Here is a 25708-nt window from a genome sequence, read left to right as displayed (position 1 = left end):
GCCTAGTCACTCTTTCGGGTAAACGGGCTGGTCGGAATGCGATTGCCGGACTCCAGCCGGCCCGTGTAATACGCCGTGGCCTCACCTTCAGCCAGCTCAACCTCGTACCAACCATCACGGACATAATCAGCCGTCCGGTCCTGCCCGCCAACTAGAACACGTCCCGCCGCGTGCTCCAAAGTGACCTCCGGCAACTCTTTCGCCGTCTTGCTGAATACACGCAGGAAGCGGTCCGGGCCGCACACGGTAAGTTCGCGCTCCAGGAGTCCAATTCGCAGCTCTAACGTACCGAGCACCGTGTGATGCTCCACCTTATTGCCACTGTAAACAGCAAAAACAGCCTCACGGGAACCGTCATTGACCAGCACAAGATTGCCGCCTTTGAGGTAGGCGTGCAGCCGGTACGGTGTCGGCAGCGCGGTCGCCTGCTCGGACTCCTGCACAGGATAGTCACCGGCCGGCTCCGCCTCCCAGCGCTTCACAAACTCCGGCGCTGGTCCCGGCTGCTCTGGAAGCTGCATTCCCGTAGACGCCGAGAAGTCCAGTGTGGATACCAAATCACCACATACCCGACGACGCCAATCAGTGATATTTCCGCAGCTCACGCCGGTGACTTGCTCCAGGAAACGGATCACCGAAGTGTGATCGAAGACCTCTGAGGACACCAAACCACCCACCGACCACGGTGAAATGACAGTCATCGGGACGCGGAAACCGAGCCCCTTCGGCTTGCCCAGGTACCACTCCCCCGGCTCATTCTTCGGCGGCAGCGGCGGCACCACATGGTCGAAGTAACCATCAAACTCGTCAAAGTTAATCAGGAAGACGGTCTTGGCCCACACCTCCGGGTTGGAGGCCAACGCATCCAACAGGCGGTAAGTGATATTCGCCGACTGAATCGGCGAGGACGCTCCCGGGTGCTCGCTTTCCGCGGCCGACGGCACAATCCAGGACACCTTTGGCAGCTGTCCGGATTCAACGTCCCGTCGGAAAGCATCAGCGAGCGTGCCCGGCTGGCGACGGTAAAGTGCACGATCGTAGAGATTCCGTTCCGCCTCAGGCAGCTTCTCCACAGCGGCATTCAGGCGGTCGACCATCTCCTGCTGCTCTGCAGTTGGCGGCATCCCATCGCCCAGTTCCAGCAGCTCCTCGTGGAAGCCCGTCATGTCGAGACCAGGCAGCCCGGCCTCACGAATGACCTTGCGGCCAATATTTCGAAACGCGGCGAAGAAATCCAGGTTGTTGTCCGTGTAGTTATCCCACTCCTGGTAGACGCGCCATGGCACCCCAGCCGCCGAGAGATCCTCGGCATACGTGCGCCACCTGTACCCCGGGTGCGTCGGCTCGTACGCCGCATTGCCAACCGCTCCAGTCCCCCACGGTTCCTTTCGGGTATCACCCGAAAACAGGTAGTTGCGGTTCGGGCTTGTCGACGTAGGCATTGAAGAAAAGTAGCCATCACAGATAGTGAATGTCTCTGCGAGTGCGAATTGGAACGCGATGTCCTGACGGTCATAGCAGGCCATCGTGCCTTTGCCCTTAGCCTCAATCCAGCCGTTGCAGCGTCCACCGTTTAGTGCAATCTGCCCGTCCTCCCAACCGTGCGGAAGACTTGCAATGTACTCCACCGAAAGATCACCGCGATTCGCAGCGTTTCGAATTAGGTACGGGCTAATTCCACTCTGGTTAAAAACACCCGGCAAAGCGGAATTGTCGTTGTACCCCCGCACACCTCGGAGAGTGCCGAAGTAGTGATCAAAAGAGCGGTTTTCCTGCATCAACACGACAACGTGCTCGACCTGGTCGAGGGAGCCAGCCGGTCGGGGCTGCGCGAGTGCATGGCGCAATGATGGCGGCAGCAGCGTGCTCGCAGCGGTGACGGCACCGACTCCTGCGGCAGTCTGCAGGAAATGTCGACGGGAAAACTCAGATATATTTTTAGGTGAAGTTGCCATAGGCATCTACGTTAAGAAGCGCAGATTACCAGCCGGCGAACTGCCGCTTAATTCTCCTCGATAAATCGCTCGAAACGGTCAACCACAGCCTGTGGCTCACGCGCCCACCGATTATGGCCAAGGCGCTGCTCAATGAACTCGTACTTCGCAGACTTAGGCAACATCCGAGCTAGCGCTTGCGCAGATTCCGCTGGGCAATCACGGTCACCGCCACAGTTCAGCAATAACGCTGGGGTAGTTACTTTCGGCATCTCAGCGGCATAGTCGATGTCTGCACCCCGTGGTCGCAGCAAGCCCGTGCGCGAGAAGCGCGCCCACTCCACCACATGATTGCGAGCCTGCCGACCGTAACCGGCCACATCGAACCTGCCTGCCGGCCAATAACCCAAAATCTGGGATACCACCTGCATAAATGGTGCACCGTAACGAAGCCGCTTGTACTCGTTGCCAGTAAAACACCTATAGTGCGGGGTGCCGGAACCGACCATCACCACGCCGGCCACATCCGCTTCCGGTCGGGCCAAATACAGAGAAGCAATCTGGCCGCCCATGGAATGACACAGCAAATAAACGGGAAGCTTCTCCCCTGTGCTCTCCCCTGCCGCGAGGTGGTCAAACTCCTTCCGAGCACGAGCCACCGCCAAGGGATAATCCACCGACGCTAAATCCTGGTAGCCCCAATTGTGACGGCGGGTGGCCACCGCAGTCTGGTTACCCTGGCCGCGTAACTCCGAGGTCAGGACGCAAAAACCTCGACGCTGTAACTCTTGGGCAATCGGCCGGTAGTAGCGAGCACCCATGCCAAAGCCCGGCCAAATAACGGCAATGCCCCGAGGCGAACCTTCGGGAAACCGAAGCGCCATCGGGGTCACGGAGCCATCTGGCAATGTCTCCTGCACAATACGTGGCTCGACTGGCGGTTCCCCGTTGACCATGCTTCCCCGAGTATCTTCCATTTCATAAACATTAATGGCTGAACGGAGGTTTTGTCAGGGGAACCGACAAGCCGATAACCAGACTTGGTATCGGCTTAGACGTCGAGGAAGCGAACGTCCTTCGCATTACGGGTAATGAACGAACGTCGTGAAGCGACGTCATCGCCCATCAGAATGGTGAACAGTTCGTCCGCCTTCTGCGCGTCCTCGAGGGCGACCTTACGCAGCACGCGGTGATCCGGATCCATGGTGGTATCCCACAGCTCAGCAGCGTTCATCTCACCGAGACCCTTGTAACGCTGAACACCATCGTCCTTGTTGATCTTGCGGTTGGCAGCCAGCCCCTCTTCCAGCAGCTGATCGCGCTCAGCATCTGAGTAGGCGTAGCCCGGCTCACCCTTGGCCCACTTGAGCTTGTACAGCGGCGGCTGGGCGAGGTAGACGTGCCCTTCATCAATCAGCGGACGCATCAGGCGGAACAGCAGCGTCAGTAGCAGCGTGGCAATGTGCTGACCATCGACATCGGCGTCGGCCATCAGCACAATCTTGTGGTAACGCAGCTTCTCGATGTCGAACTCGTCGTGAATACCGGTGCCCAGCGCCGTAATAATGGCCTGGACCTCGTTATTCTTCAGCGTCTTATCCAGGCGCGCCTTCTCGACGTTCAAAATCTTACCGCGCAGCGGCAAAATGGCCTGGAACAGCGAGTTTCGGCCTGCCTTTGCAGAACCACCTGCGGAGTCACCCTCCACGATGAACAGCTCGGACTGCTTCGGATCCTTCGAACGGCAGTCCGCCAACTTACCCGGAAGACCGCCAAGATCGGTTGCGGACTTACGACGCACCAGGTCACGGGCCTTACGAGCCGCCTGACGGGCATGTGCCGAAGCAATGGCCTTGTTAACAATGGCCTTGGCCTCAGCCGGATTGGCCTCCAGCCAGTGACCGATGTGTTCATTAGTCATGCGCTGGACGAAGGAACGCACCTCGGTGTTACCGAGCTTCGTCTTCGTCTGGCCCTCGAACTGCGGATCGGCGACCTTCACCGAAATCACGGCAGCGAGACCTTCACGGCAGTCCTCGCCGGAGAGGTTGTTTTCCTTCTCTTTCAACAGGCGGTGCTCACGCGCATAGCGGTTCATCAGCGATGTCAACGCAGAACGGAAGCCCTCTTCGTGCGTGCCACCCTCAATGGTGTTAATGGTGTTGGCGAAGGTGTGCACCGACTCGGAGTAACCCGAGTTCCACTGCATTGCAATCTCGACCTCGTGGCCGTCACCTGCAGCATCGAAGGAAATGATGGTCGGGTGGATGATGTTCTTCGACTTGTTCAGAGTCTCGACATAGTCCCGCAGACCATTCGGGTAGTGGAAGACCTTGCGGCGCTCCTTCGGCTTGGTGGTCTTCTCTGCCTTCTCCTTCTGCTCCTCAACCGCATCCTTGGCGATCTCAGCGGATTCGGTCTCCGCCTGCTCCGCCAGAGCCTCGGCCTCGAGCTCCTCCTCGGAGACACGCTTGTCCACCAACGTGATGGTCAGGCCCTTGTTCAAAAACGCCATCTCGCGCAGGCGGCGAGAAATGGTGTCGAACTTGAAATCGGTGGTCTCAAAAATCTCCGGGTCCGGCCAGAAACGCTGCGTGGTACCCGAACCGCGAGTCTTCTTACCTCGGATAATTTCTTCCGGAACAGCCTGGTCGAAGTTCTGGTACCAGGTGTAGCCATCGCGGATGACCTCGGTTTCCATGCGCGTCGACAGCGCGTTAACCACCGAAATACCCACACCGTGCAGACCACCGGAGACAGCGTAGGACTCGGAGTCAAACTTGCCGCCGGCGTGCAGCTGAGTCATAACCACCTGCACCGTCGGCATACCCGACGGGTGCATTTCGACAGGAATACCACGGCCGTTATCGCGGACCTGAACGCCGCCGTCTTCCAGCAGAGTGACCTCAACATCGGTGGCGTAACCCGCCATCGCCTCGTCGACGGAGTTGTCTACAACCTCCCACACCAGGTGGTGCAAACCACGCTCACCAGTCGAGCCAATGTACATACCCGGCCGCTTACGCACGGCCTCGAGGCCCTCGAGGATGGTAATCGATGAGGCGTCATATTGATGTTCGGTAGCAGCCACGGTTCGGCGCGTCTCCTATTCTTGGTTCTCTCCCCGCGCAACATTCGTCAGCGCGCGAAAAATAGGCCGGCGGTCAAGCGCTATCAGCGCCAGCCAGAACCACCTAGGACTACTAGATAGGTCTGGCTAGTTTGGAAGTCGATAACGTCTCAAGAACCGCCTGCCGGTATTCTCCTGCCCATCTTACCCCAACGTAGTCCCCTACTGTGGATATAGCCGATGCGCTCAAAGGACCAAATTTCGCAGTTTTACGCATACCGACGGCTAATCGTAGACCGTTTACCGACCTTTACCCGTAAGTATCACGCGGTCCTCGGCCCTCGATGTGCAATTTGCCCTTGCGCCAATTCGGCGCTTTTGGCCCCAGCACCTTAATTTCCTCAACCACCCCATCGCCGACGCGTTCCGCAATCGACTTCAAAACCTGTCGCTGCGCTAGCCGCAGCTGTGTTGCCCATGCTGTCGATTGGCACTCGACCACCAAAGTGCCGTCCTTGAACTCCTTCACCTGGGAGTGTTCCGCAACAACCTTGCCGACCATCGAATCCCACTCCGTCATAATCACACCGTGGGCAATGTGGATCTGCCAGCCGCGATCAACTACTGCCTTATTCAGCACCGCACCAATCGGCGCAGGTCGACGGTCATATTTCCGGTACAGCCGAATCCCCGCCTCCTTCAATAGGCTCGGCGAAATCACCGTACCGGCACGATCTCGCACCACTGCTTGCGCTGCCCGCTGCTTATCGACGTCCGCAACAATCCCCTCCGCGGCCTTCACAGGCACACGGCTATCGAGGCCAGACCACGAGCCCTTCTTCTTCGGTGGCCGCTGGAGATTCGGTAACTTGTGACCGCCCTCCTTAGCGGCATCGCGCATGCGGAAGAAAGCGTCGCTGATCAGGTCCTTTTCTTCTTCCGGTGAGTTATCCGGCTCCATGTTCTCGACCATACCCGTCACTCTTCCGCGACTGGGTTTTCATCCAGCAGTGAGATTCGCCCCTGCTCAGTCTGCGCCACCGTCACCGTGTGATGAGTGACAGAAGAATCCTCGACCAGTGCCTGAGGCAACTCCTCCCCCACCGCCGAGGTGATCAACACCTGCTCAGCCTGCTGCGCGATTTCCATGAGAGCTTCCCGACGATGCCGGTCGAGCTCGGCAAACACGTCGTCAAGCACCAAGATCGGGTCGGGCCCATCGGCACGGAGCAAAAAGTACGCGCCGAGACGCAGTGCGAGTGCAAAAGACCAGGTCTCGCCGTGGCTAGCGAAGCCCTTGGCTGGGTCATTGCCGAGAATGAGGTTGAGATCATCGCGATGCGGACCAACGAGACAGGAACCGCGCTCAATCTCCGCGGTGCGGCGCTCCGCCATCTTCGTCAGCAGCAGTGCCTCGAGCAGCTCCGGTTCGCTGGGCAATGGCCCGCCATCCAGGCTGTCGACCTTCGGCGCATAGGCAATCGTGGCTGGGCGCGAGTGCGGGGCAAGCGTGGCATAGGCCTCGCTGACGTGTTCCGACAGTTCGGCAATCAAATCCATGCGCGCAGCCATTAAAGCCGCTCCCACCTGCGCCAATTGCGCATCCCAGGTATCCAGCGTGCTCAGTGCGGCCTGCCCCTCCGAGGAAGAATAGCCACGGCGCAGCGTCGAGCCCGCCGACTTCAGCAGCGCATTCTTCTGACGCAAAATCTTGTCATATTGAATGCGGATACCTGCGGACAGTGGCCGTCGTAAAGCGAGCAAATCATCGATGTAGCGGCGACGGGACGCGGGCTCGCCCTTGACCAGCGTGAGATCCTCGGGCGAGAAAAAGACCGACTTAACGATTCCCAGCAGCTCCCGCGGAGACTTCAGCCGCGTGCGATTAATCTGCGCCTGATTCGCGCGATGCGGATTGATGAGCAGATGCGCCGTCAGCTCTCGGCCATCATTGACCGCCGTCGCCGAAATGCGTGCCGACGGGGTCCCCGAACGAACCAGCGGAGCATCCGTAGACACTCGATGCGAACCGAGCGTGGAGAGATACCCAACGGCCTCGACGATATTGGTCTTGCCGTAGCCATTTTGCCCGGTAAATACGGTAATTCCAGGCGTGAACTCGACTTCCAACTCCGGCCAGGAGCGGAAGTCCCGCAAGGACAAATACCGAATGTGCATAGCCGCAAACTAGCCCGGCAGGCGCACAGGCATCAGCAGGTAAGTGAAGTCGGTCTCCGGCGTTGGGTAGAAGCCGTCCTCACCGAGCTCCGGGATAGCTTCCGGCTCTGGAATGAGAATCGCGGGACGCGACGGCTGCGTAAAGCCCAGCAGAACGCGGTGGGAGCGAACAGCGCTGAGCCCCTCGAGCAGGTACTGCGGGTTGAAGGCGATCAGAAGTGGTTCCCCATAGAAGTTGCAGGCCACAGTCTCTTCTGCGTGACCGACCTCGTCGCCATGAGCGGAAAGGACAACCTGGCCATCGGAGAAGTCCATGCGAATCTGCGCACCGTGATCCGCCATCAGAGACACACGACGGATGGCATCCTGCAGCTGGTCAACACGAGCAACAGCCATGGAGGAATGCTGCTTCGGCAGCAGCGGACGGAACTTCGGGAACTCGGCGTCCAGCAATCGCGTGGTAGTGCGACGAGGATCGGCGAGGATAGCCAGCAGACCTTCGGCGCCGACCTCACGATCATCAGATCCGTCGCCGAATGCCAAGGTCACTGGCTCGCTGGAAGTGGTATCGAGAGTGCGGGCAGTCTCCGCGAATGTCTTTGCCGGGATGAGCAGCTTGGTCTCCCCCTCAGGGATCTGCTCCCACTCGAAACTGCGAACCGCCAGGCGGAAACGGTCGGTGGCAGCGAGAGTGACCTCGTTACCTTCGGTTTCCATCCGGATGCCGGTCAGCATCGGCAGCGACTCATCCTTGCCGGCAGCGATAGCGACCTGACCAATAGCCTCAGCCAGCAGAGCAGCATCGACAGTACCGGTAGCAGCCGGAGCTTCTGGTAGCTGCGGGTAATCCTCCAAGGTCAGACTTGGCAGCTCGAAGCGGGAAGAACCACAGCGAACGATGACCTTCGTGCCATCAAAGTGCATCTCTACCTGCTTATTCGGCAGCTTAGAGACAATGTCAGAAACCAACTTGCCATTGACGGCGAAGCGACCGGGCTCATCGACCTCTGCGCTAATACGAATCTGAGTCGAGACCTCGTAGTCATAGCCAGCGAGCTGCAGACCATTGTCATCCGCGAGAAAAATCATGCCACGCAGAATCGGCTGAGTCGGGCGTGCAGGCAGGTTACGAGCAACCCAGCTCACCGCACCCGCGAGATCGTCCTTAGCCGCGCGAATACGGACTTCGGTCTGCTCCATCGTTCCTCCACCGGTATTGGATGTCTGTTATTAGCCGTCTTTTGTGTTGTCAGCACGCTATGTCAGCGCACATGACTGGAGTTACAAAGATTCCATCGTACAACTCTACTGCAGACTGCCAAAGACCTCACTGGGATTCTTGTAGTCCGTCTAGTGCTTAATCCTAGTTCTTGCTCGTTCTTGGCATTTATGAAGTTGTGCGCGAGAGGTTGCTTGCCAGAGGTTGTGCGCAGGCCCCCTTTTATCTAGAAGTTTCTAGAGATTTTTAAAGTCGGGAGTAGTAATAGGGGGTGTGCACATTGTGAAATTACATGATTCCCGCTGGTCTTCACTGGTTTCGCTCTGTGGATAACCAGTGCGTCTAACTGTGGATAACTTGGGGTGTCTGTGGATAGTGTTCGGGCTTCATCTTTCATCCACAAAATTTAGGAGTTGTCCACAGCTCTGTGCACGGAAAAACCGCAGTTAATAACAAGAATTCCGCATGCCGAATCCAAGGTTTTTAAGCCGTGCCGCGAGCTCGGTCTCGAATGCGTGTAGTCAGGTCGTTGACCTGGTCCTTTGAGGGCTTCTTCTCCTGAATTTCCTTAACAATCTTGCGTTCAGCGTGCAAAACCGTCGAATGGTCACGATTTCCGAACTCCCGGCCAATCGACGGCAACGAAAGCTCAGTGAAGGACCTCGTCAAGTACATCGCGATCTGGCGAGCATGAGCGACCGGGCGAGTCTTACCCGGGCCCACCAAATCCGCAACCGTTAGGTCGAAGTACTCAGCCGTGGTGGAGATGATGATCTCCGGGGTAATCTGCACCTCGATTTCGTCGGCACCGAGGATCTCCTGCGCAAACTTCAAGGTCACAGGCTCATGAATCATGGATGCGTGAGCACTAATCTGCAGGAGACGCCCCTCGAGCTCACGAATAGAAGACGAGGTGTTCTCCGCGATGTACTGGAGTACATCATGCGGAACGACCAAATCAGACAGCTGTGCCTTCTTCGACAGAATTGCGATTCGCGTCTCCAAGTCCGGGTATTGCAGATCCGGATTGAGCCCCCACTGGAAGCGGGTACGAAGGCGATCCTCCAGGGTCTTAAGCTCGCGTGGTGGGCGGTCCGACGACAGCACAATTTGGTGATTGGACTGGTGCAGGGCATTGAACGTATGGAAGAACTCTTCCTGTGTACCTTCCTTGCCCTCCAAGAACTGGATGTCATCGATGATGAGCATGTCCAAATCGCGGTAGCGACGCTTGAAGGATTCCTGGGCGTCGTCACGCACGGAATTAATGAAGTCGTTGGTGAACTCTTCCGAGGAAACGTAACGAACCCGCAGGTTAGGGTACAAATGCTTGGCGTAGTGACCAATGCCGTGGAGCAGGTGCGTCTTGCCAAGACCCGAACCGCCGGAGATAAACAGCGGGTTGTAGGTGCGCCCCGGAGACTCTGCAACAGCGACGGCGGCTGCGGCGGCGAATTTGTTCTGCGGACCAATAACGAAGGTCTCGAAGGTGTAGTTCGGGTTGAGGGTGGGCTCCTCGAAAGGCATGCTCATCTCGGTTGGAGTGCCGTGGCTCTCGGAACGGAAAGGACTTGTGACCTGGCGCTGATCAGCAATAGTCATCGGATTCTCGGCAGATGAGTGCGAAAGCCCCTGGGCCATCGAATCTACGGCGTCCATCGATCGGCGTTGTGACTGGGCACTCTGCTGATTATGGACATTCGGCTGGTGCGTCTGCGACACCTGTGGCGTCTGCGTCGATCCCTGGTGCTGCTCGTGGAGATTGAAGTCGTTCGTATCTGCACTGGGGAACGGGTAGTTGCGGCCAGATTGCTGCTGGTGCTGCTGGTTTGGCTGTTGACGCTGAGCCTGCTGCGGACGCGAAGCTGCAGATGGCATCTGCCCCGAGTGCTGTGCAGATGGTTGAGCGGTCTCTGCTGCCTGGCTATCTTCAGCGTCGTCAGCAGGATCGGCAACGGTGATGACCGTTTCCAACTCCTCGCCGGTCAGCGAGGCTAAGACGGCCTCGATAATGCCCTTGAGCTCTTCTTTTACCAGCGCCTGCACCACTGGCGATTGAGTGCTGAGCAGGAGAAAACCTGGAAAGTCACCAGTGTGCGTCACTGACCGCAGCAGTGCCTTGTGTGGCGGGCGTAGTGGTGCAATGCCCAACTCCGGCGCACCTTCTGGTGAAGTCAGGATAGAAACGACCTGCTCCCAGAGTCCACCTGGCAATTCTGGTTGTTCGCTCACTGTGTGAATGTCCTTTTACATGTTTACGTTCATCAAATTTATCGAGGCGACCTGTTTTTGTGGAGCGTTTTTGGCATGGCGAGAGCGCCATATCTGCCCATTTGGGGGCTATTTCTTGTAATTCGCCCTGTGGGGTGTTTCTACACAAGGTGCTATACGCCCCGAGCAGGACTTCCACATGTTTGTCCACACCTGTGGATAAACCTTGTCGCTAATTGACTAACAGTTTATCCACAGTTTGCCCACAATGAAAAATAGCCCCCTAGTCTGCGTTTACCTAGGTAAACACGTTATTTCCCCTGCTCGCTGTGATTCATGGTGTGGAAGTTATCCACAGCTGATGGGATAAACGCCCTGTGGATTGCAGTGCATAGGTCAGTATTTCCACAGGTCAACATCGGTACCGTCGGAAAACTTGGAAAATGATTCTCCAGGTAAATCCGGCGTGTTGATTTGAATTTCTCGCTCGATTCGACGTAACCTATCTGGGTGTTTCATATCCATTGAGATATGAGTCCGAGCTTGTGCTTGGACCCGACAGAACGCATGTAGCTTTCAATCTGTCGGTAAGTAATTTTTCCGTGCATCACGGGAATGCGTCAGACGCATCGCTGCCTCGCACTCGAAGCGAGGAGTTTACTGCGGTGTGTTCAGCGTGGACTCGTGGTCGTTTGAGTTTCAAGGAGTGTCAACCGTGTCGAAGCGGACGTTCCAGCCGAATAACCGCCGTCGTGCACGCGTGCACGGCTTCCGTACCCGTATGCGTACCCGTTCCGGTCGCGCCGTTGTGGCAGCACGCCGCAGCAAGGGCCGTGCCCGCCTGTCCGCTTAAGCAAGAGGACGCCGATTTCGGTGCTCCCTCAGAGCAATAAGCTGCGTTCTTCGCGTGACTTCACGGTCACCGTACGACGTGGACGCCGAATCGGACGCAAGACCTTGGTCTTGCATATTCGTGACACCGCCGCTTCTGGCGGTGAAGATAAGACCGATACGCAGATTGCCAGGTTTGGTGGTCCGCGTGTCGGTCTTGTCGTATCTAAAGCTGTGGGCAACGCCGTGACTCGTCACGCTGTATCCCGCAAGCTCCGCCATGTTATGGCCGCGGCCGCGCAGAATCTTCCGTCCACCATGGACATTGTCGTTCGCGCGCTGCCTGCATCTGCCACAGCCACCAGCCAGGAGCTGTCCCACGATGTGCAATCGGCACTCGCCACATACGAACGTCGGCGTTAATTCGCTTGACGACGGCCCCCTCGCCCAGGCCCCCGTTGCACGTGTGGCTGAGAGGGCGATTCTCTTCTACCGCCGTCGTATCTCTAATCTGAAGCCAACGAGCACATGTCGTTTTGAACCGACCTGCTCCGCATATGGTCTTGAGGCCGTGCGCCGCTTTGGAGCTATTCGTGGCCTGTGGCTGACTCTCCTGCGTATCTTCCGTTGCGCACCCTGGCATCCGGGCGGCTGGGATCCAGTTCCCGTCACATTCCCCGGCCTGGGTTCGTGGTTGAAGCGAATGCACAGGTAACCTCTAGTAATGCTTAGCCTTTGACCGGGCTTTGTAGACGAAGGCGCGAGTGCGCTGTCCCCTAAAGAACGGAGTGATCTTAGACCGTGCTCAATTTCGTGTATTGGCCGATTTCGGCCATCCTGTGGTTCTGGCATAAGGCCTCAGGTTTCCTATTCGATCCCTCCTCGGGTATCTCATGGGTGCTGGCCATTGTTTTGCTTGTGGTCACCATCCGTATCCTCCTGTTTAAGCCGATGCTGAACCAGCAGCGTTCTGCCATCAAGATGCAGCAACTCGCTCCTGAGATGCAGGCGATCAAGGAGAAGTACAAGAACGATCAGCAGGCGCAGGCTCTTGCTATGCGCCAGCTGCAGAAGGAAATGGGTGTCAACCCGCTCGGCGGCTGTCTGCCGATTCTGGTTCAGATGCCTGTGTTCATTGGTCTTTTCCACGTGCTGCGTTCGTTTAACCGAACGGGTACGTCGGGCAATGCGCTCGGCATGTCGGTGGAGCAGAACTGGAATACGCCTAACTACATCTTCGGTGTAGATGAGGTGCGGTCTTTCCTGCTGGCTCGTGTGCTCAATGCTCCACTGTCCAGTTCGGTTGGTATGGGTGAGGATCAATACGCAGCCTTTACCGTGCCTGGTACGCCTGCGGACTTCACCCGCATGGACATCATGATCGTTGCCATTCCGCTGATCGTTATCGCGGCACTGGCAACGCACTTCAACGCTCGCATGTCTGTTGACCGCACGCGTGCCCGCCAGGAAGCCGGTCTGGTGAAGCGCCAGGAAGGCGTTATGGGGCAGCAGATGGACATGATGAACAAGATGATGCTTTGGTTCTTCCCGATCATGATTCTTGTTACCGGTGCTTTCTGGCACATCGGTCTTCTTGTCTACATGGTGACTAACAACGTCTGGACCTACTTCCAGCAGCGCTACATCTTCGGCAAGCTGGATGAGGAAGAGAAGGAAGCTGTCGCAGCTAAGAAGGCTGCCAAGCGCGAGGCACAGGAGAAGCTCGCTCCGAAGGTTGGCCAGAAGCCAATCAATCCGAAGAAGGGTGGCAAGCGTCAGGCAGCGCAGAATGCGCAGCAGGCGCAGTCCGGTCAGGCCTCTGCAGCGAACAAGGCTTCTAGCCATCTTCCGGATGGTAATTCGGGGAAGGGACAGCAGGGCCCAGCCTCGAAGCCAGCGCCAGGACAGAAACCCGCAAATCGGAAGAACCGGAAGCGGAAAAAGAAATAGCTGAAGTGGAATCGCCCTTCGTCTACATAAGTTAATTAATCGAAACGCCCCGCAGTTGATGCGGGGCGTTTTTGCTTGCCTTGGTGCTCTATCGAGCAAACAACGTCACTGTTATTACAGGCATGTAATTTTCTCCGGGGCCGGGAGTTTGGCATCCAACTTTGATCAATGTTTCACGTGAAACATCGTTGTTGCACTGTCGTACACTAGGGGTAGTGAAAAGCTCGACGGGTGACGGCACAGCTGCCCCATTGTGCAAGAAAGGTTAGTGGAACTGTTGAGTAACCCCGAGAAGGACGTCGATAAGCAAGAAGCCTCCGCCGGTTTGGTCGATGCTGATTTGCGTTCGGTGATAGATACCGTGTTTGGAGAGAATGCCGATCGAGCATACCGCTACCATTCCTGGTTGGCTGAGGAGGCTACAGTCCGAGGTTTGATTGGGCCACGTGAAACTCCAAAGCTGTGGGATCGGCACATTATCAATTCTGCGGTAGTTGGAGAAGCTATAGGCAAAGGGCTTGTAGTTGCGGACATTGGTTCGGGGGCAGGCTTGCCCGGGATTCCGCTTGCTCTTGCACGACCAGATTTGAAGGTGGTTCTTGTGGAACCATTGCTGCGCCGTACGACTTTCTTGAACGAGGTTGTGGAAGATCTCGAGCTGGACAATGTGACCGTGGTTCGCGGCCGCGCTGAGGAGAAAATGGTTCGCGCTGAGGTTGGCCAAGTAGATGTCGTCACTTCTCGCGCTGTTGCCCCTCTTGGGAAATTGGCGGGCTGGTCGCTTCCTTTAGTTAAATCCGGAGGCGCGATGGTTGCACTGAAGGGTGGAACTGCGCAAGAGGAGATTGATCGGGACGCAAAGCTTATTGCCAAGGCGAAGGGAACTAATCCCCGCGTTGTAGAGGTTGGCGGTTCCGTGTTGGGAACTTCGACGTACGCCGTGATTATTCAGAAGAAGTAGGTTGTAAGTCCCCCTCCCCTACTCCACTGCCGGTTCGCTTGTGTTTTGGTTTCGACATTGAGGCGCGTAGTGCCGTCGGGCTAGAGTGGGATAAGTATCGCGGTATGGCAAAGTCCTACCGGCCAAGGTGGATGTTTCACGTGAAACATTTCCACAATCGTCGGCGTCTAACGCTTGTTGGGGCTTGATGATTACGCTTTTGCAGATAGTTACTAAGTTTTTATTCGCACTCCAGTGGCCATGATTGGTGATTGCTGTGCTTGTAAGGGGAATAGTTAATGAGCCGGAAGTCCTGGCAAGACACACCCATCGCTGCGGCAGCTCAACGGGCGGCGCAAGTTAAGGCCCCGAACCGTTTATCGCTTCCACGCCCCGAACGCCCGCGCCGTATTACTATCGCCAACCAGAAGGGTGGCGTGGGCAAGACCACTTCGGCAGTCAACATCGCGTCGGCGCTCGCGCGGCATGGCCTCAAGGTCCTAGTCATCGATAATGACCCGCAGGGAAATGCTTCTACGGCCCTGGGGATTGAGCATGTTTCCGGGACTCCGTCGACGTATGAGCTTCTAATTGGCGAACTACAGATTGACGATGTCATCCAGCGTTCCCCTGAATCTGAGAATCTCTTTTGTGTGCCAGCGACGTTGGACTTGGCGGGCTCCGAGATTGAGCTGGTCTCGCTCCTGAACCGTGAGCGCCGACTTCTCGATGCGGTGTCAGATCAGTACCTGATTGACAACGGCTTTGACTTTCTCATTATTGACTGCCCTCCTTCGCTCGGTCTGTTGACTCTGAATTCGATGACTGCCGCCAACGAGGTTTTGATTCCGATTCAGTGTGAGTTTTACGCCTTGGAGGGTGTGACTCAGCTGATGAATAACGTGCAGATGATTCGTCAGCATCTCAACCCGGAGCTACATATTTCTGCTGTGCTGCTCACTATGTTCGATGGCCGCACCAAGCTTTCGGAAGAAGTTGCCAATGAGGTTCGTAACTACTTCGGTGAGGTTGTGCTACGTAATCTCATCCCTCGATCCGTGAAGGTATCGGAGGCGCCGGGATATTCGCAGACCGTAATTTCCTACGATCCAGGGTCTCGGGGCGCAGTTGCTTATCTTGACGCCGCGAAGGAATTGGCAACGCGTGGCGACTATTCAGCAGTTCCGGGTGGAGGTGCGATTGGGCAAGAACCTGCTTCCTCCCCTACCCCGTCCAATTCCACTGAGACAAATTAAAGCCACTAGGAGTAGTAATCGATGTCGAATCAAAAAAAGGAGAACCGCAAGGGAGGGCTCGGTCGCGGTATCGCCGCGCTGATTCCAACTGCTCCGGCGGCTAACCCCTCGGTAGGTGACAGTGCCGCGGATATTATCTTCGGTCCCCGCCGTACCCAGGGGACAAAGCAGCCTGGAAGTAGCGGAGTTGCCGACGTACTGGGGGCAGCCGCGACCGGATCCGGCACCTCATTGACTGAGGGGCAAAACGCCGGAAAATCTGCAAAATCCGGGCAGGGCAAGCCTCATGCCGATGAGGCTAAGAAACGTCACAGTGACAATAAGACTATTGGTAAGTCCAGTGATGTTTCACGTGAAACATTGCCCTCGACGACGTCGGGAGTAGCGGACCATAGCGGCGCCGAGCCGACCGATGTTGACGCTTCGGCCGCAAACGAGTTTGGCGCGACCTATCGCGAGATCGACTTGAAGCTGATCACGCCGAACCCGAAGCAGCCACGAGAGGTCTTCGATGAGGAGCCCCTAAATGAGCTCGCTCACTCTATTCGTGAGTTCGGTCTATTGCAGCCGATTATCGTACGACCAATCTCTGAGGATAGTCGTGCGGCCGCACTCGAGGCAGCGCGCAAGGAAGAGCCGAACGCGCCGCAACCCGAGTTTGAAATCATCATGGGTGAACGTCGCTGGCGTGCTTCTCAGCGAGCTGGGGTCGACACGATTCCCGCCATCGTTCGCGATACTCCAAACCAGGACATGCTTCGCGATGCCCTACTAGAAAACATCCATCGCGTTCAGCTGAACCCACTCGAAGAGGCCGCTGCGTACCAGCAGCTACTCGAAGAGTTTGGTGTAACTCAGGCAGAGCTGGCGGATCGAATCGGTCGCTCGCGGCCCGTTATTACCAACATGATTCGGCTCTTGCAGTTGCCGGTGGAGGTACAGCGACGAGTAGCGGTCGGTGTTCTATCGGCTGGTCACGCACGTGCCTTGCTTGGAGTTAAGGCAGGTAAGGAAGAACAGCAGCGCCTCGCCGAGCGTATTGTTGCTGAAGGACTATCCGTCCGTGCGACCGAAGAAGCTGTGACATTACTCAATGCCGGCGAGCGACCGAAAAAGCAGCACCGTGAGCCCACTCCGCAGCCGGAGGTCCTTCACAATTGGGCTGACCGCCTGTCCAATTCTTTTGATACGAAGGTGACTGCCCAGATGGGCAAGCGTAAGGGCAAAATCGTTATCGAATTCGGCAACCTCGAGGACTTTGATCGCATCATGTCACTGATGCATCTCGACGAAGAGTAAACCCGGTTACTGTGACTGAAGTATTCATCGAGAAAATTTCGCTGGCCGACATCGAAGGAATCTATCCAGAGACGATGTTAAGCCTGTTTTGGGAACAGGGCATGGAGCATATCCGTACAGCAACTGCCCTACCCCAGTTCTCGACTGAGCCGCGCGAACCTAATTTGGACCCCAGCACGCCAGAAGAGGATGAAGCGCTCAACGGTGATTTAAAGCATTCGGACGGCCAACCCCCTACTCGGCCAGGCGGAGCTAGTGAAAGCCTCTTAAATGGCGATTTAAGTCCTGATTTAGCCGCCCAGGTGCGCTTGGAGAAGGAAGCATGGCTCAATACCGTCTACCTTTCCTGGGGACCGTGCGGATATTCGCTACGACGAAAGCCACCGGCATCACTTATCGATGGGAAACCTGAGACCGTCGGCACGCTGCTCTTTGCTCCGCCACGCTTCTGCCCGACGACATTTTCCATGCCTTCCGGACCAATATCGCCGGATGCGATTGCGCTGACGAGTCTGCATTACAACGCTTTAGAGGTTGACGATGACATGCTCCGCGTGCTCATTGTGACCGCTCTGCACAAGCTCGCGCTACGCGGGATTTCAGCGGTAGAAGCGTTTGGTTGCAGTGGCACGGCGGATTCTATGTCGGCATCCACGCCGTCGTCGCCAACGCCTGACGACGGTACGGAGAATCTAATCGCTGATTTCGAAGCGCAACTCGAAGAAAAGCTGAATCCTAAGCCGTGTATTTCAGATTCGTTGGCGGCGATTAACCATAACGCCGGTGATTTGATTCGTACGCGAACCCTTCTTGACTCCGGGTTTCGGGTGGTCACTCCACATCCGATTCATCCGAAACTCCGTATCGAGTTGGATGCGGAATTGGATTGGGACGAAGAAATCGGCCATGCGTTGGATCTAAGTGCGAAAGAACCCTTTATGCGCTCAAAGCTGTTCAGTCTTTAGCGCCGGGTTTGATTGATCAGCCGTGTTTAGGCTTTTTCCTCTTCAATCAGCTGCGCAAAGCTGTAAGCGCCGGTCATTGGCTGCTGCTCTTCATCGCCCAGGTACAGACGCTTTACAGCGACAACGATAGATTCGGCAATTACGTCCCGCTGATCTGGGGAAGAAAGAATTGCGACGTCATCCTCGTTGGTCAGGTAACCAACGGCGACTTCCACCGTGGGCATCCTGGTCAGACGGAGGAGATCCCAGGTACGGGCGTGCGAGCGGCAGTCTACCAGGCTCGTACGGGCAACAATCTCTCGCTGGATAAGGCCAGAGAGCTGTTCGCCCAGAATGGAGTTGGAGCCCTTCATCGAGCCAAAGTAAAAAGTCGCAATACCGCTGGCGCGGTTGTTGTGATAGTGGTCAGCCTGCAGGGAGATGAAGACGTCAGCGCCAAATGCGTTGGCCATCTCAGCGCGATCCTCGATGGACGGATTGTCGGTACGAGGACGAGACAGAATAGTCTCTGCACCTGCCGCGACAAGGCGACCCTCGATGCGAGAGGCCAAATCCCAAAGAATCTCTTCTTCAGAAATCTGACCGTAAGGGCCGTCGACCACAATGCCGGGCTCCCCTGCCCCAAGACCTGGATCAATGACAATGCGCTTTCCAGAGAGCTTCGGCCCCATCGTGCGCAGTATTTCCTTCTCGTGGAAGGCGTTTACAGAACCACCAGTAACCCTCCTGCCCAAGTAGCTGAGCGCCCGGAGAGTAACGGGACCACAGATACCGTCGGGCTCCAGCCCGTAATTGAGCTGGTATTCACGTACAGAGGCATCGGTCTTCGGGCCAAAGTGGCCGTCTACTCGGGCATCGTGGAAGCCGAGTTCCTGCAAGGTAGCTTGGAGAACGCCTACGTCCTCACCGGTCATTTGAGACAGTGGATCATAGGACAGTACGCGGGTGCCCAGAGTGTACGAGGCTTCTCGCAGTAGGCGCAGGGTGCTGTCGCGGATGATCCCGTCGGCATAGACACCGCGGGACTGTTGGAACGCCAGGAGAGCGTTGCGCATATCCTCATCAAAGAGGTCATCGTCACCAGACCACTGAGGCGAGTTCTCCTCCGCGGCTGAGCCCTCCCAATTGGGCAGAAGCCCAAGACGAGCCAGGGTAGAACGTACCTCGGCTACACGAGGTGACCTATCGCCCACCTTCAGAAACTCTGGCACGAAAACTCCCTTCCGAACTCCACAATTATGTTTAGGCCGTTGTGGGTCCTCACAACACTTAATCAGTATTACTGGCCAGTGAGCTAAACGAAACTTCAGTTAGGAAATCCCGCGTACTCTCAGAGGATATGGTCAGCAATACCTCTCAAGTTGGCGGCAACCTGGTTCCTTCACGGTATTAAGGAAGACGTAAACCGCCATTTCCAGCAAGATTACCAGGTCGCAGGCGCGAATTGATTGTTACGAGGGCGCGTCGGCTAGCCCGACGGCAGAACCCCAGGACTAACTCTAAATCACAACCACAACTTCAGTCACATCATAATGGGGTGTGTCCAACGAAGGTGGCAGTAGCGAAGTGACGGGTGGGCAGTCGTAACCTCGTATCGGATAAGGAGCAACCCCAAGTTCTTTTAAAGGTGCTTTTCGATGAGGGACGTGATTTCGCCCTTCGGGCGGACTCCGCGAATCTCTTCGACCTTCTTGCCGTCCTTGAATAGGAGCAGGCTTGGGATGGACATGATCTGGAACATGCCAGCCAGTGCACGCTCCTCATCGACGTTGACCTTGGCGATGACGGCCTTGCCATCGAGCTCGGTCGCAACCTCGTCCAAAACGGGAGCAATCTTTTTACACGGGCCACACCACTCTGCCCAGAAATCAACAAGCACCGGCTTATCGGATTCGAGGACATCGGACTTAAAGGTGTTGGCGGTGACGGTTACCGGAGTCATGAAATTCTTCTCCTTAGAATGAGCTCGTTTGAGTTCTTAGTGGTTTTGTTTTGTGGTCTTGATTCTAATTTTTCAACCTAGCTTCTTCAGCCTCGCGTACGGATTTGGCGCTCAAGGCGTCAAAAATTAGGGCTTCCGGTGGTGCGAGTGAAGTACTAAATTGTTAATTAATGGTGTTCTTGAGAACGCTGCAAGTGCTCGATGAGTACGGGGCGTACCGGGCTATAACACGTCCCGCTGCGCCCTGATTGAGCTACAGCAAACAACAATTGGTCTTACCGACTATCGGATATTCCCCATAGTTGGATATCTGCAATCGTAGGGCTTATCCAACAATTGCGATACCCCAACTATTAGGTGTTTATCCAGCTAGTGCGACTGCCCTGCTGTCAGCTACCGAGCAACAGTTTCCAAGTAGTGCTCAGCATCCAGCGCAGCCTTGCAGCCAGAACCAGCGGCGGTAATTGCCTGCTGGTAATGCGAGTCAACAACATCGCCCGCCGCAAAGACGCCCTTGAGAGAGGTCTGGGTGCTCGGAGCGGCTACCTGAATGTAGCCATTCTCATCGCAATCCAGCTGATTGCGAACCATCTGCGAACGTGGCTCGTGGCCAATTGCTACGAACATGGCAGTCACATCCAGGACGGACTTCTCACCAGTGACGGTGTCTTCCAGCTCGAGACCGGTAACTGAACCCTTGTCCTCACCAAGAACCTGGGACACAACCTTGTTCGTCGCAAAGCGAATCTTGTCATTGTTCTGCGCGCGCTCGACCATGATCTTCGACGCACGGAACTCATCGCGGCGATGGACAATCGTCACCGAGCGGGCGAACTTGGTAAGGAAGGTTGCCTCTTCCATTGCGGAGTCACCGCCGCCGATGACGGCGATATCGTGGTCGCGGAAGAAGAAACCATCACAGGTGGCACAGGCGCTGACACCATGACCAAGCAGCGCCTGCTCACCCGGAGCACCGACATAACGCGGAGCGGCACCGGTTGCCAGGATGACAGCGTGAGCCTTGTGCTCTTCTTCGCCAACCCAGACAGACTTGATATCGCCGGTGAGATCCATGCGATCGACAATCTCCATGCGCAGGTCAGCGCCGAAGCGCTCTGCCTGTGCGCGCATCTGATCCATCAGCTCTGGGCCCATGATGCCCTCGGAGAAACCTGGGTAGTTCTCCACATCGGTAGTCGTCATAAGCAGGCCGCCAAACTCGATGCCCTCGAACACCACAGGCTTCAGGTCGGCACGGGCTGCGTAGGTGGCAGCCGTGTAACCGGCGGGACCGGAACCGACGATGATCAGGTCGTGAACGATATCGCTCATGAAGACTCCTATAATTTTTATCTCTCACATCACATGGCGCACAGTGATGCTCAGTAGTAAGCAAATTTTTCAGCTCCGGGAAAGAAATTACCGGAACCAGCCACCTCAACCAACGTGAGGTTAGCCATCTCTATTCCCCCAGCCTCTCCCCTGCTCCGCAGTTGTTAGGCCACCTGCACTTCTTCCAATTGTCGCCGAAGCGTACGACGCGCCCGCGCCCGCCGAGACTTCAACGTCCCGCTCGGCTGCCCAATACTGCGAGAGGTCTCCTGCAGCGAATATCCAAAGATGTCCAAGTACAGCAGGGCATCCCGTTGATCCGTTGGCAGCTGCTCCAATGCGGCGGCCATAGTCACACGTAGCGGAACATCCGGGCAGGGAATCGGCTGTGAACTCATAAACGTCTCAAAATCCTCCTCCTTATCGCAGAGAGGGATCTCCCCGAAACGACCGCGGTTGTGGTCAATACACGCATTCTTCACGATGCACGTCAGCCACGTCGCCACCGTTGAACGCCCGCGAAAGCTCGCCGCCCCCGCAATTGCCCGCGCCAGCCCCTCCTGTACCCCATCCAAGGGATCGAAATCATCCCGACGATAGCGCCGCGCCATTGCTACCAACTGCGGATAATAACGCCGTGCCAACACCGCGAACGCGCGACGATCCCCCGCCAGGTGCGCCTTCAATAATTCACGATCGACCTCGTCCGCAGATGCATGCTTTTGCATACCGACGACGCCACAATCCCCCAGTCGCCGACCCATGCGGGCCTTACGGTGACTGTCCCCAATTCGATTTCTTCCCCCAAAGTTCATGGCTCCTATGCAAACACGAAACCCGCGCTCTCCGCTTGGCAAAACTGCCGTGGAGACCGCGGGCTGTGGATGAATTTCAAAACGTCCCAGTAGCTGTGGATAACTTGGGACAACTTGAACTGTTGCCGCCTACGGCAAGCTCAGAGCGTTATTCCGTACCACGCACCTGAATGTCGCCAATAGCAACTGGCAGCAACGAATCCGGGGATTGCTCAGCCAGATTGCGGTCGCCGACAAGTGGGTTGTCCGCATCGGAATTCTGCGACTCAGCATCTGTATCAGCGTCAGTGTCTGAGTCGCTGTCGGCTACCGCTTCCGCAGCCGTCGGCAAGCCGGAGATCCAGACAACAAGGTTCTTCCACTCAGTGTCGCGGCTATCGATTTCGATGGTCGTCGTACCTGAGGCGGCAGTAGCGCTTCCGAGAACCGTTGTGTCATCCAAGTTCGTCGAGTCAGCATCTCGTAGGCCGCGAACTTCAATGTGTGCGCCCGGGGTCGCCGCGACCTTAAGCTCTCGAATGGTTGCCGGTTCATCCAGAGTGACCCGAATACCCACACCAGGTTTGAAGTCCTCTGGACGATTGCCGAACTGGCTGAGGTAAGTCGAAGTTACCCAGAAGCTTTCCTCGTCACTATCGATGGTCAGCTCAGCCATGTCCGGATTGTCTGGACCGGCTGCCGGGTTGTCGCTGTCGGCTTGCCACTCGTTAGCGTCGGCAAGCGAAAGCGTCGTGATCGGAGCCGGGCCGCGTCGTACGGACTCGGAGTTAATCGGTGCGTCCGAGGAACGGTTAACCAGACCAAAGATGCCCGCGGCGACAAGTGCACCGACAATGACTACACCGACAACGACTGCGCCGGTGCTGAATGCGCGGGTGCGATTCTTGGTGTGGCGAGCGTTTGATTGGGCTACACCGTCGGCATCGACGGATTCGCGCGCACCGGTGTCGGGGTCGATTGCGAGAAACTCCGAAGAGTCGGGGCCGAGCGCTGCAGTGCGCAAATCCTCCGCGAGTGTGCGAGCTGGCGACTCCTGTTGGTTGAAGTTCTCCGGGCGAACCTGCTTCGCGCGGTCGATGGCAGCAGAAATATCGGAGGGGATATTTGGCACGTTGTAGAACAGCTCGTCGATGACAGAAAGCAACGCGTTGTAGTCCGAACGTTGCGAGCTATCGGGCAAAACGACGGGGAAAGCGTCGTAGATGTGGCCGTCGCTGCTGATGCGCAATTGTCCAGGCTTGTTTGTCAGGCCAAGGCAGCGCCCAGATTCGTGGGCGTCGGCGATTGTCTCGGCAAGTGATGCTATTGCGAGTGCCAGGGCATCCGGGTGGGCGGCCTGATCGAACCGCTCAATACCGATACTGCTGGTCCAGTCGGCGACGATGAGCACCTCGGTGCGTGTCTTCGCCACACTATGAATGCGGGACATCCCGGTGCCAGCCAGGTCACGCAGCTCATTGGTCGTCGTGGCAATCTTCTGGGCGGCAACCGATGGCGAAGTGTCGTAGTACGGCAGTGCAATCGTGTCGACGAAGACGAGTGCGACATCTGAGTTGTTGGGATCGCCCATATCCATGGCGCGCCACAGGCGCAGACCTGGGTAGGTCGCGACTTCAGAACGCAGACGGAAACGACCACCTGAGACCATTTCGCCGGGTACATAGCGGGTTGGGCGAGAACCCTGCGTCGGCATCGGCGGCAGCAGCGGCGAAGCGGTGAAGCCCTCGTTTGCCAGACCCGTGGCCTCGCCGATCAGGTTCGACGGGGCAATCGAGAAAGCATCAGCGGCGAAGCCACGTTCGCGCTCCATATCCTCACGGTCGGCGACGGCATTGTCGGCTGCATGAGGCTGCGGAGCAAAGCGGCGTAGACCCGGGATGCGGCCGAGGAAGCCGCCCAGAACGCGGACCTCTTCCAACGGAGCCTGAGCGAGCACCAGGCCGGTACCGATGAGGAAGACCACGCCGGTGACGATGGTCTGCAGCAGCACGCCGAAGGAACCGAAGAAATCGAACAGCACAAGTTCGGTCAATGCGAATGCGCCCCAGGCGACGGCGACACCGACGAGCGACGCCCCCAGTGCCCACAGCACGGTGTGGACGGTCGCCTTACTGTCCAAGTGTCCGAGAGTGCGGCGCAAGAGCAAGAAGCCAATTACCGCGCCGGCGACGAAACCGAAACCGTTGGCGGCACCGAGCAACACGACGACGGTCTCATCGTCAGAAGCCAGACGAGGAGCGAAGAACGACAGAATCACCTTGACGGTGGTAATGCCGAGGATGATGAAAGTCGGGGTCCAGGCCTCTTCACGGGCGTAGAAAACACGCAAGTGCAAAAGCACAATGGCGTATGGAATAAGCGAGAACGCCGAGAAGGACAGCGTCCAGCCGAGAATCTCTGCGGTTTCGCGGGGGAACTCCAGATACGCGAAAAGACCGACGGCGATGGGGCGGCCGAATGCGGTGAAGAATGCGACGATCGGCACCAGCGCAATCATGGTCAGGCGCGTACCGATGGACAGATCGCGGACCACTGCCCCATCGTTGCCATCGGCTGCATTGCGGGACAGTCGCGGCATGATGGCGGTCAGCAAGGTAACGCCGATGATGCCGTAGGGCACCTGCAACAGCAGCCACGCCTGCTGGTAAATCGTCGGCGCTGCCTTGGAGGCAGTCGAGGCAATATTGGTGGTGATGAAGTAACCAGCCTGGGAAATTGCCACGTAGGTGATAATCGCGACACCCATGCCGGTGAACTGTTTGATGCGGTCGTCGATACCCCACAGCGGACGCAAATCAATGCCCGCGCGCTTGAGGTAGGGAATCATGATGGCGGCCTGAATGACGACACCCAGGGTGGTACCAAGACCCAAAAGCAGGATGTGCGGATCGGAGAGTGAACCGTCCGAATCCGGACTCAATTGGCCGGGCAGGAACAGATATAGCAAGAGCGTGGCAATGGCCACGACGTTGTTAGCGACAGGTGCCCACGCACCGGGTTTAAAGATTCCCTTGGTGTTTAGCACCGCCATGAGCAGCGCAAATATGCCGTAGAAGATGATTTGCGGCAATAATAAGAACGCAAAGGACGTTGCCAGCGGAACGTTGACCTTACCGGCCTCGTTAAGGCTCAATCTGGTCAACAGTGGCGCACCTATCACTGCCAGCACCGTCACCACTGCCAGCAGCGTCATAGAGACAGTCAAGAGACGTCTAATGAAGGCGGCACCGTGATCTGGATCCTCCTTCTCCGCGCGCACCAACACCGGCACCACCAGAGAAGTCAGCACCGCGCCGAGGACGATTTCCGTAATCAGGTTCGGCAGTGTGTTGGCGACGTTGAAGGCTGAAGCCACAGCCGGACCCAGCGTCGCGCCGATGAGCAGATTTCGCAAAAAACCTGTAATGCGCGAAATCAGGGTAGCGATTGCCATCGAGCCCGTGGAGGCGACGATGTCCGAGTTCGACTGTCCCTGATTTGCGTCCGCCGTCGAGCCTGCGGAGGAATCGCTGGAAGCGGTTGCTGTCGCAGTTGCCGCCTTTGCTGGCGATGGTGATGCCGATTCCGTCATCGCGTCAGCGGCGGTATCGGCATTTGCCTTATGGCCGGATACGCGAGTTAGGTCCGGGGCCGCTTCGGCCGGCTGAGATTCAGCCGTTGGCCGCGCCGCCGGAACTGGGGCCGGTGGCGCGGGGCGACGAATGCGGCCTCGAAGTCCAGATTTATGCGCGTCTGAGTCAGTCACATGTCCTATTGTTGCTTAAAA

General features: G+C 57.0%; 20 protein-coding genes. 8 read left to right on the top strand and 12 right to left on the bottom strand.

The genetic code is table 11. The features are described 5' to 3' along the window. Window positions 1–2: 2 nt before the first annotated feature. From CRD20_RS05205 to dnaA, 7 genes are all read right to left on the bottom strand, one after another. The gene (locus CRD20_RS05205; RefSeq protein WP_187404982.1) at window positions 3–1955 is read right to left on the bottom strand and encodes an alkaline phosphatase family protein; all 1953 of its coding nucleotides are present in this window, start codon (window positions 1953–1955) and stop codon (window positions 3–5) included. Window positions 1956–2002: 47 nt separating this feature from the next. Continuing rightward, the gene (locus CRD20_RS05200; RefSeq protein WP_187404987.1) at window positions 2003–2890 is read right to left on the bottom strand and encodes an alpha/beta fold hydrolase; all 888 of its coding nucleotides are present in this window, start codon (window positions 2888–2890) and stop codon (window positions 2003–2005) included. Window positions 2891–2985: 95 nt separating this feature from the next. Next, on the bottom strand, window positions 2986–5025 hold the full coding sequence (gene gyrB / locus CRD20_RS05195) for a DNA topoisomerase (ATP-hydrolyzing) subunit B (RefSeq protein WP_016421743.1): 2040 nt from the start codon (window positions 5023–5025) through the stop codon (window positions 2986–2988). Between the two features lie 289 nt (window positions 5026–5314). Continuing rightward, window positions 5315–5977, bottom strand: a complete 663-nt coding sequence (locus CRD20_RS05190; protein ID WP_049170117.1) for a DUF721 domain-containing protein — start codon at window positions 5975–5977, stop codon at window positions 5315–5317. Between the two features lie 5 nt (window positions 5978–5982). Continuing rightward, on the bottom strand, window positions 5983–7182 hold the full coding sequence (gene recF / locus CRD20_RS05185; protein WP_048731375.1) for a DNA replication/repair protein RecF: 1200 nt from the start codon (window positions 7180–7182) through the stop codon (window positions 5983–5985). Window positions 7183–7191: 9 nt separating this feature from the next. After that, window positions 7192–8382: a DNA polymerase III subunit beta gene (gene dnaN, locus CRD20_RS05180; protein WP_187404981.1), complete on the bottom strand. Its 1191-nt coding sequence runs from the start codon at window positions 8380–8382 to the stop codon at window positions 7192–7194. 502 nt (window positions 8383–8884) lie between these two features. Next, window positions 8885–10633, bottom strand: coding sequence for a chromosomal replication initiator protein DnaA (gene dnaA / locus CRD20_RS05175; RefSeq protein ID WP_187404980.1), 1749 nt, complete (start codon window positions 10631–10633; stop codon window positions 8885–8887). Window positions 10634–11327: 694 nt separating this feature from the next. Between dnaA and rpmH the strand changes: the two genes are divergently transcribed. The 8 genes from rpmH to CRD20_RS05135 all read left to right on the top strand — a co-directional run bounded on the left by rpmH (window position 11328) and on the right by CRD20_RS05135 (window position 17853). Then, a complete protein-coding gene (gene rpmH / locus CRD20_RS05170; RefSeq protein WP_005511646.1) occupies window positions 11328–11465 on the top strand; it encodes a 50S ribosomal protein L34 in 138 nt (45 codons plus the stop codon). A gap of 20 nt (window positions 11466–11485) precedes the next feature. Further along, window positions 11486–11866 (top strand): ribonuclease P protein component, encoded by a 381-nt coding sequence (gene rnpA, locus CRD20_RS05165; protein WP_048731381.1) that lies wholly within the window; start codon window positions 11486–11488, stop codon window positions 11864–11866. After that, a complete protein-coding gene (gene yidD, locus CRD20_RS05160) occupies window positions 11826–12158 on the top strand; it encodes a membrane protein insertion efficiency factor YidD (protein WP_187404979.1) in 333 nt (110 codons plus the stop codon). Before rnpA ends, yidD begins: the two co-directional genes overlap by 41 nt. Before the next feature lie 86 nt (window positions 12159–12244). Next, entirely contained in the window at window positions 12245–13393 is a 1149-nt protein-coding gene (gene yidC, locus CRD20_RS05155; protein WP_070604836.1) for a membrane protein insertase YidC, read from the top strand. Window positions 13394–13718: 325 nt separating this feature from the next. Next, window positions 13719–14354 (top strand): 16S rRNA (guanine(527)-N(7))-methyltransferase RsmG, encoded by a 636-nt coding sequence (gene rsmG / locus CRD20_RS05150; protein WP_187404986.1) that lies wholly within the window; start codon window positions 13719–13721, stop codon window positions 14352–14354. Between the two features lie 278 nt (window positions 14355–14632). Continuing rightward, complete coding sequence (locus CRD20_RS05145) at window positions 14633–15589, top strand: ParA family protein (RefSeq protein WP_187404978.1); 957 nt, start codon at window positions 14633–14635, stop codon at window positions 15587–15589. A 21-nt stretch (window positions 15590–15610) separates the two neighbouring features. Next, the gene (locus tag CRD20_RS05140) at window positions 15611–16888 is read left to right on the top strand and encodes a ParB/RepB/Spo0J family partition protein (RefSeq protein WP_187404977.1); all 1278 of its coding nucleotides are present in this window, start codon (window positions 15611–15613) and stop codon (window positions 16886–16888) included. A gap of 11 nt (window positions 16889–16899) precedes the next feature. Then, window positions 16900–17853 carry a hypothetical protein gene (locus CRD20_RS05135; RefSeq protein ID WP_070643179.1) on the top strand — a complete coding sequence of 318 codons (954 nt, stop codon included), beginning with the start codon at window positions 16900–16902 and terminating at the stop codon, window positions 17851–17853. Between the two features lie 26 nt (window positions 17854–17879). Here the strand turns inward: CRD20_RS05135 and CRD20_RS05130 are convergent, their stop codons facing one another. The 5 genes from CRD20_RS05130 to CRD20_RS05110 form a co-directional block, all read right to left on the bottom strand. Next, the gene (locus CRD20_RS05130) at window positions 17880–19064 is read right to left on the bottom strand and encodes an N-acetylmuramoyl-L-alanine amidase (RefSeq protein ID WP_048733139.1); all 1185 of its coding nucleotides are present in this window, start codon (window positions 19062–19064) and stop codon (window positions 17880–17882) included. Window positions 19065–19474: 410 nt separating this feature from the next. Continuing rightward, window positions 19475–19795, bottom strand: a complete 321-nt coding sequence (trxA, locus tag CRD20_RS05125) for a thioredoxin (RefSeq protein ID WP_049193104.1) — start codon at window positions 19793–19795, stop codon at window positions 19475–19477. A gap of 393 nt (window positions 19796–20188) precedes the next feature. After that, window positions 20189–21127: a thioredoxin-disulfide reductase gene (gene trxB / locus CRD20_RS05120; RefSeq protein ID WP_005511625.1), complete on the bottom strand. Its 939-nt coding sequence runs from the start codon at window positions 21125–21127 to the stop codon at window positions 20189–20191. Window positions 21128–21291: 164 nt separating this feature from the next. Then, window positions 21292–21855 carry a sigma-70 family RNA polymerase sigma factor gene (locus tag CRD20_RS05115; protein WP_042389015.1) on the bottom strand — a complete coding sequence of 188 codons (564 nt, stop codon included), beginning with the start codon at window positions 21853–21855 and terminating at the stop codon, window positions 21292–21294. Between the two features lie 235 nt (window positions 21856–22090). Beyond that, window positions 22091–25687, bottom strand: coding sequence for a murein biosynthesis integral membrane protein MurJ (locus CRD20_RS05110; RefSeq protein ID WP_187404976.1), 3597 nt, complete (start codon window positions 25685–25687; stop codon window positions 22091–22093). Between the last annotated feature and the right edge of the window lie 21 nt (window positions 25688–25708).

The sequence above is a fragment of the Corynebacterium sp. LK33 genome, assembly GCF_014334955.1.
GTDB lineage: Bacteria > Actinomycetota > Actinomycetes > Mycobacteriales > Mycobacteriaceae > Corynebacterium > Corynebacterium jeikeium_D.
This window is presented reverse-complemented; position numbering and strand designations above follow the sequence as displayed.

Bases quoted from the DNA above. Each gene is read 5' to 3' on its own strand.
- dnaN (WP_187404981.1), bottom strand. From the start codon at position 8,382: ATGGAGCAGACCGAAGTCCGTATTCGCGCGGCTAAGGACGATCTCGCG.
- CRD20_RS05200 (WP_187404987.1), bottom strand. From the start codon at position 2,890: ATGGTCAACGGGGAACCGCCAGTCGAGCCACGTATTGTGCAGGAGACA.
- CRD20_RS05145 (WP_187404978.1), top strand. From the start codon at position 14,633: ATGAGCCGGAAGTCCTGGCAAGACACACCCATCGCTGCGGCAGCTCAA.
- CRD20_RS05140 (WP_187404977.1), top strand. From the start codon at position 15,611: ATGTCGAATCAAAAAAAGGAGAACCGCAAGGGAGGGCTCGGTCGCGGT.
- trxA (WP_049193104.1), bottom strand. From the start codon at position 19,795: ATGACTCCGGTAACCGTCACCGCCAACACCTTTAAGTCCGATGTCCTC.
- CRD20_RS05115 (WP_042389015.1), bottom strand. From the start codon at position 21,855: ATGCAAAAGCATGCATCTGCGGACGAGGTCGATCGTGAATTATTGAAG.
- CRD20_RS05205 (WP_187404982.1), bottom strand. From the start codon at position 1,955: ATGGCAACTTCACCTAAAAATATATCTGAGTTTTCCCGTCGACATTTC.
- CRD20_RS05190 (WP_049170117.1), bottom strand. From the start codon at position 5,977: ATGGTCGAGAACATGGAGCCGGATAACTCACCGGAAGAAGAAAAGGAC.
- trxB (WP_005511625.1), bottom strand. From the start codon at position 21,127: ATGAGCGATATCGTTCACGACCTGATCATCGTCGGTTCCGGTCCCGCC.
- recF (WP_048731375.1), bottom strand. From the start codon at position 7,182: ATGCACATTCGGTATTTGTCCTTGCGGGACTTCCGCTCCTGGCCGGAG.
- yidD (WP_187404979.1), top strand. From the start codon at position 11,826: ATGTGCAATCGGCACTCGCCACATACGAACGTCGGCGTTAATTCGCTT.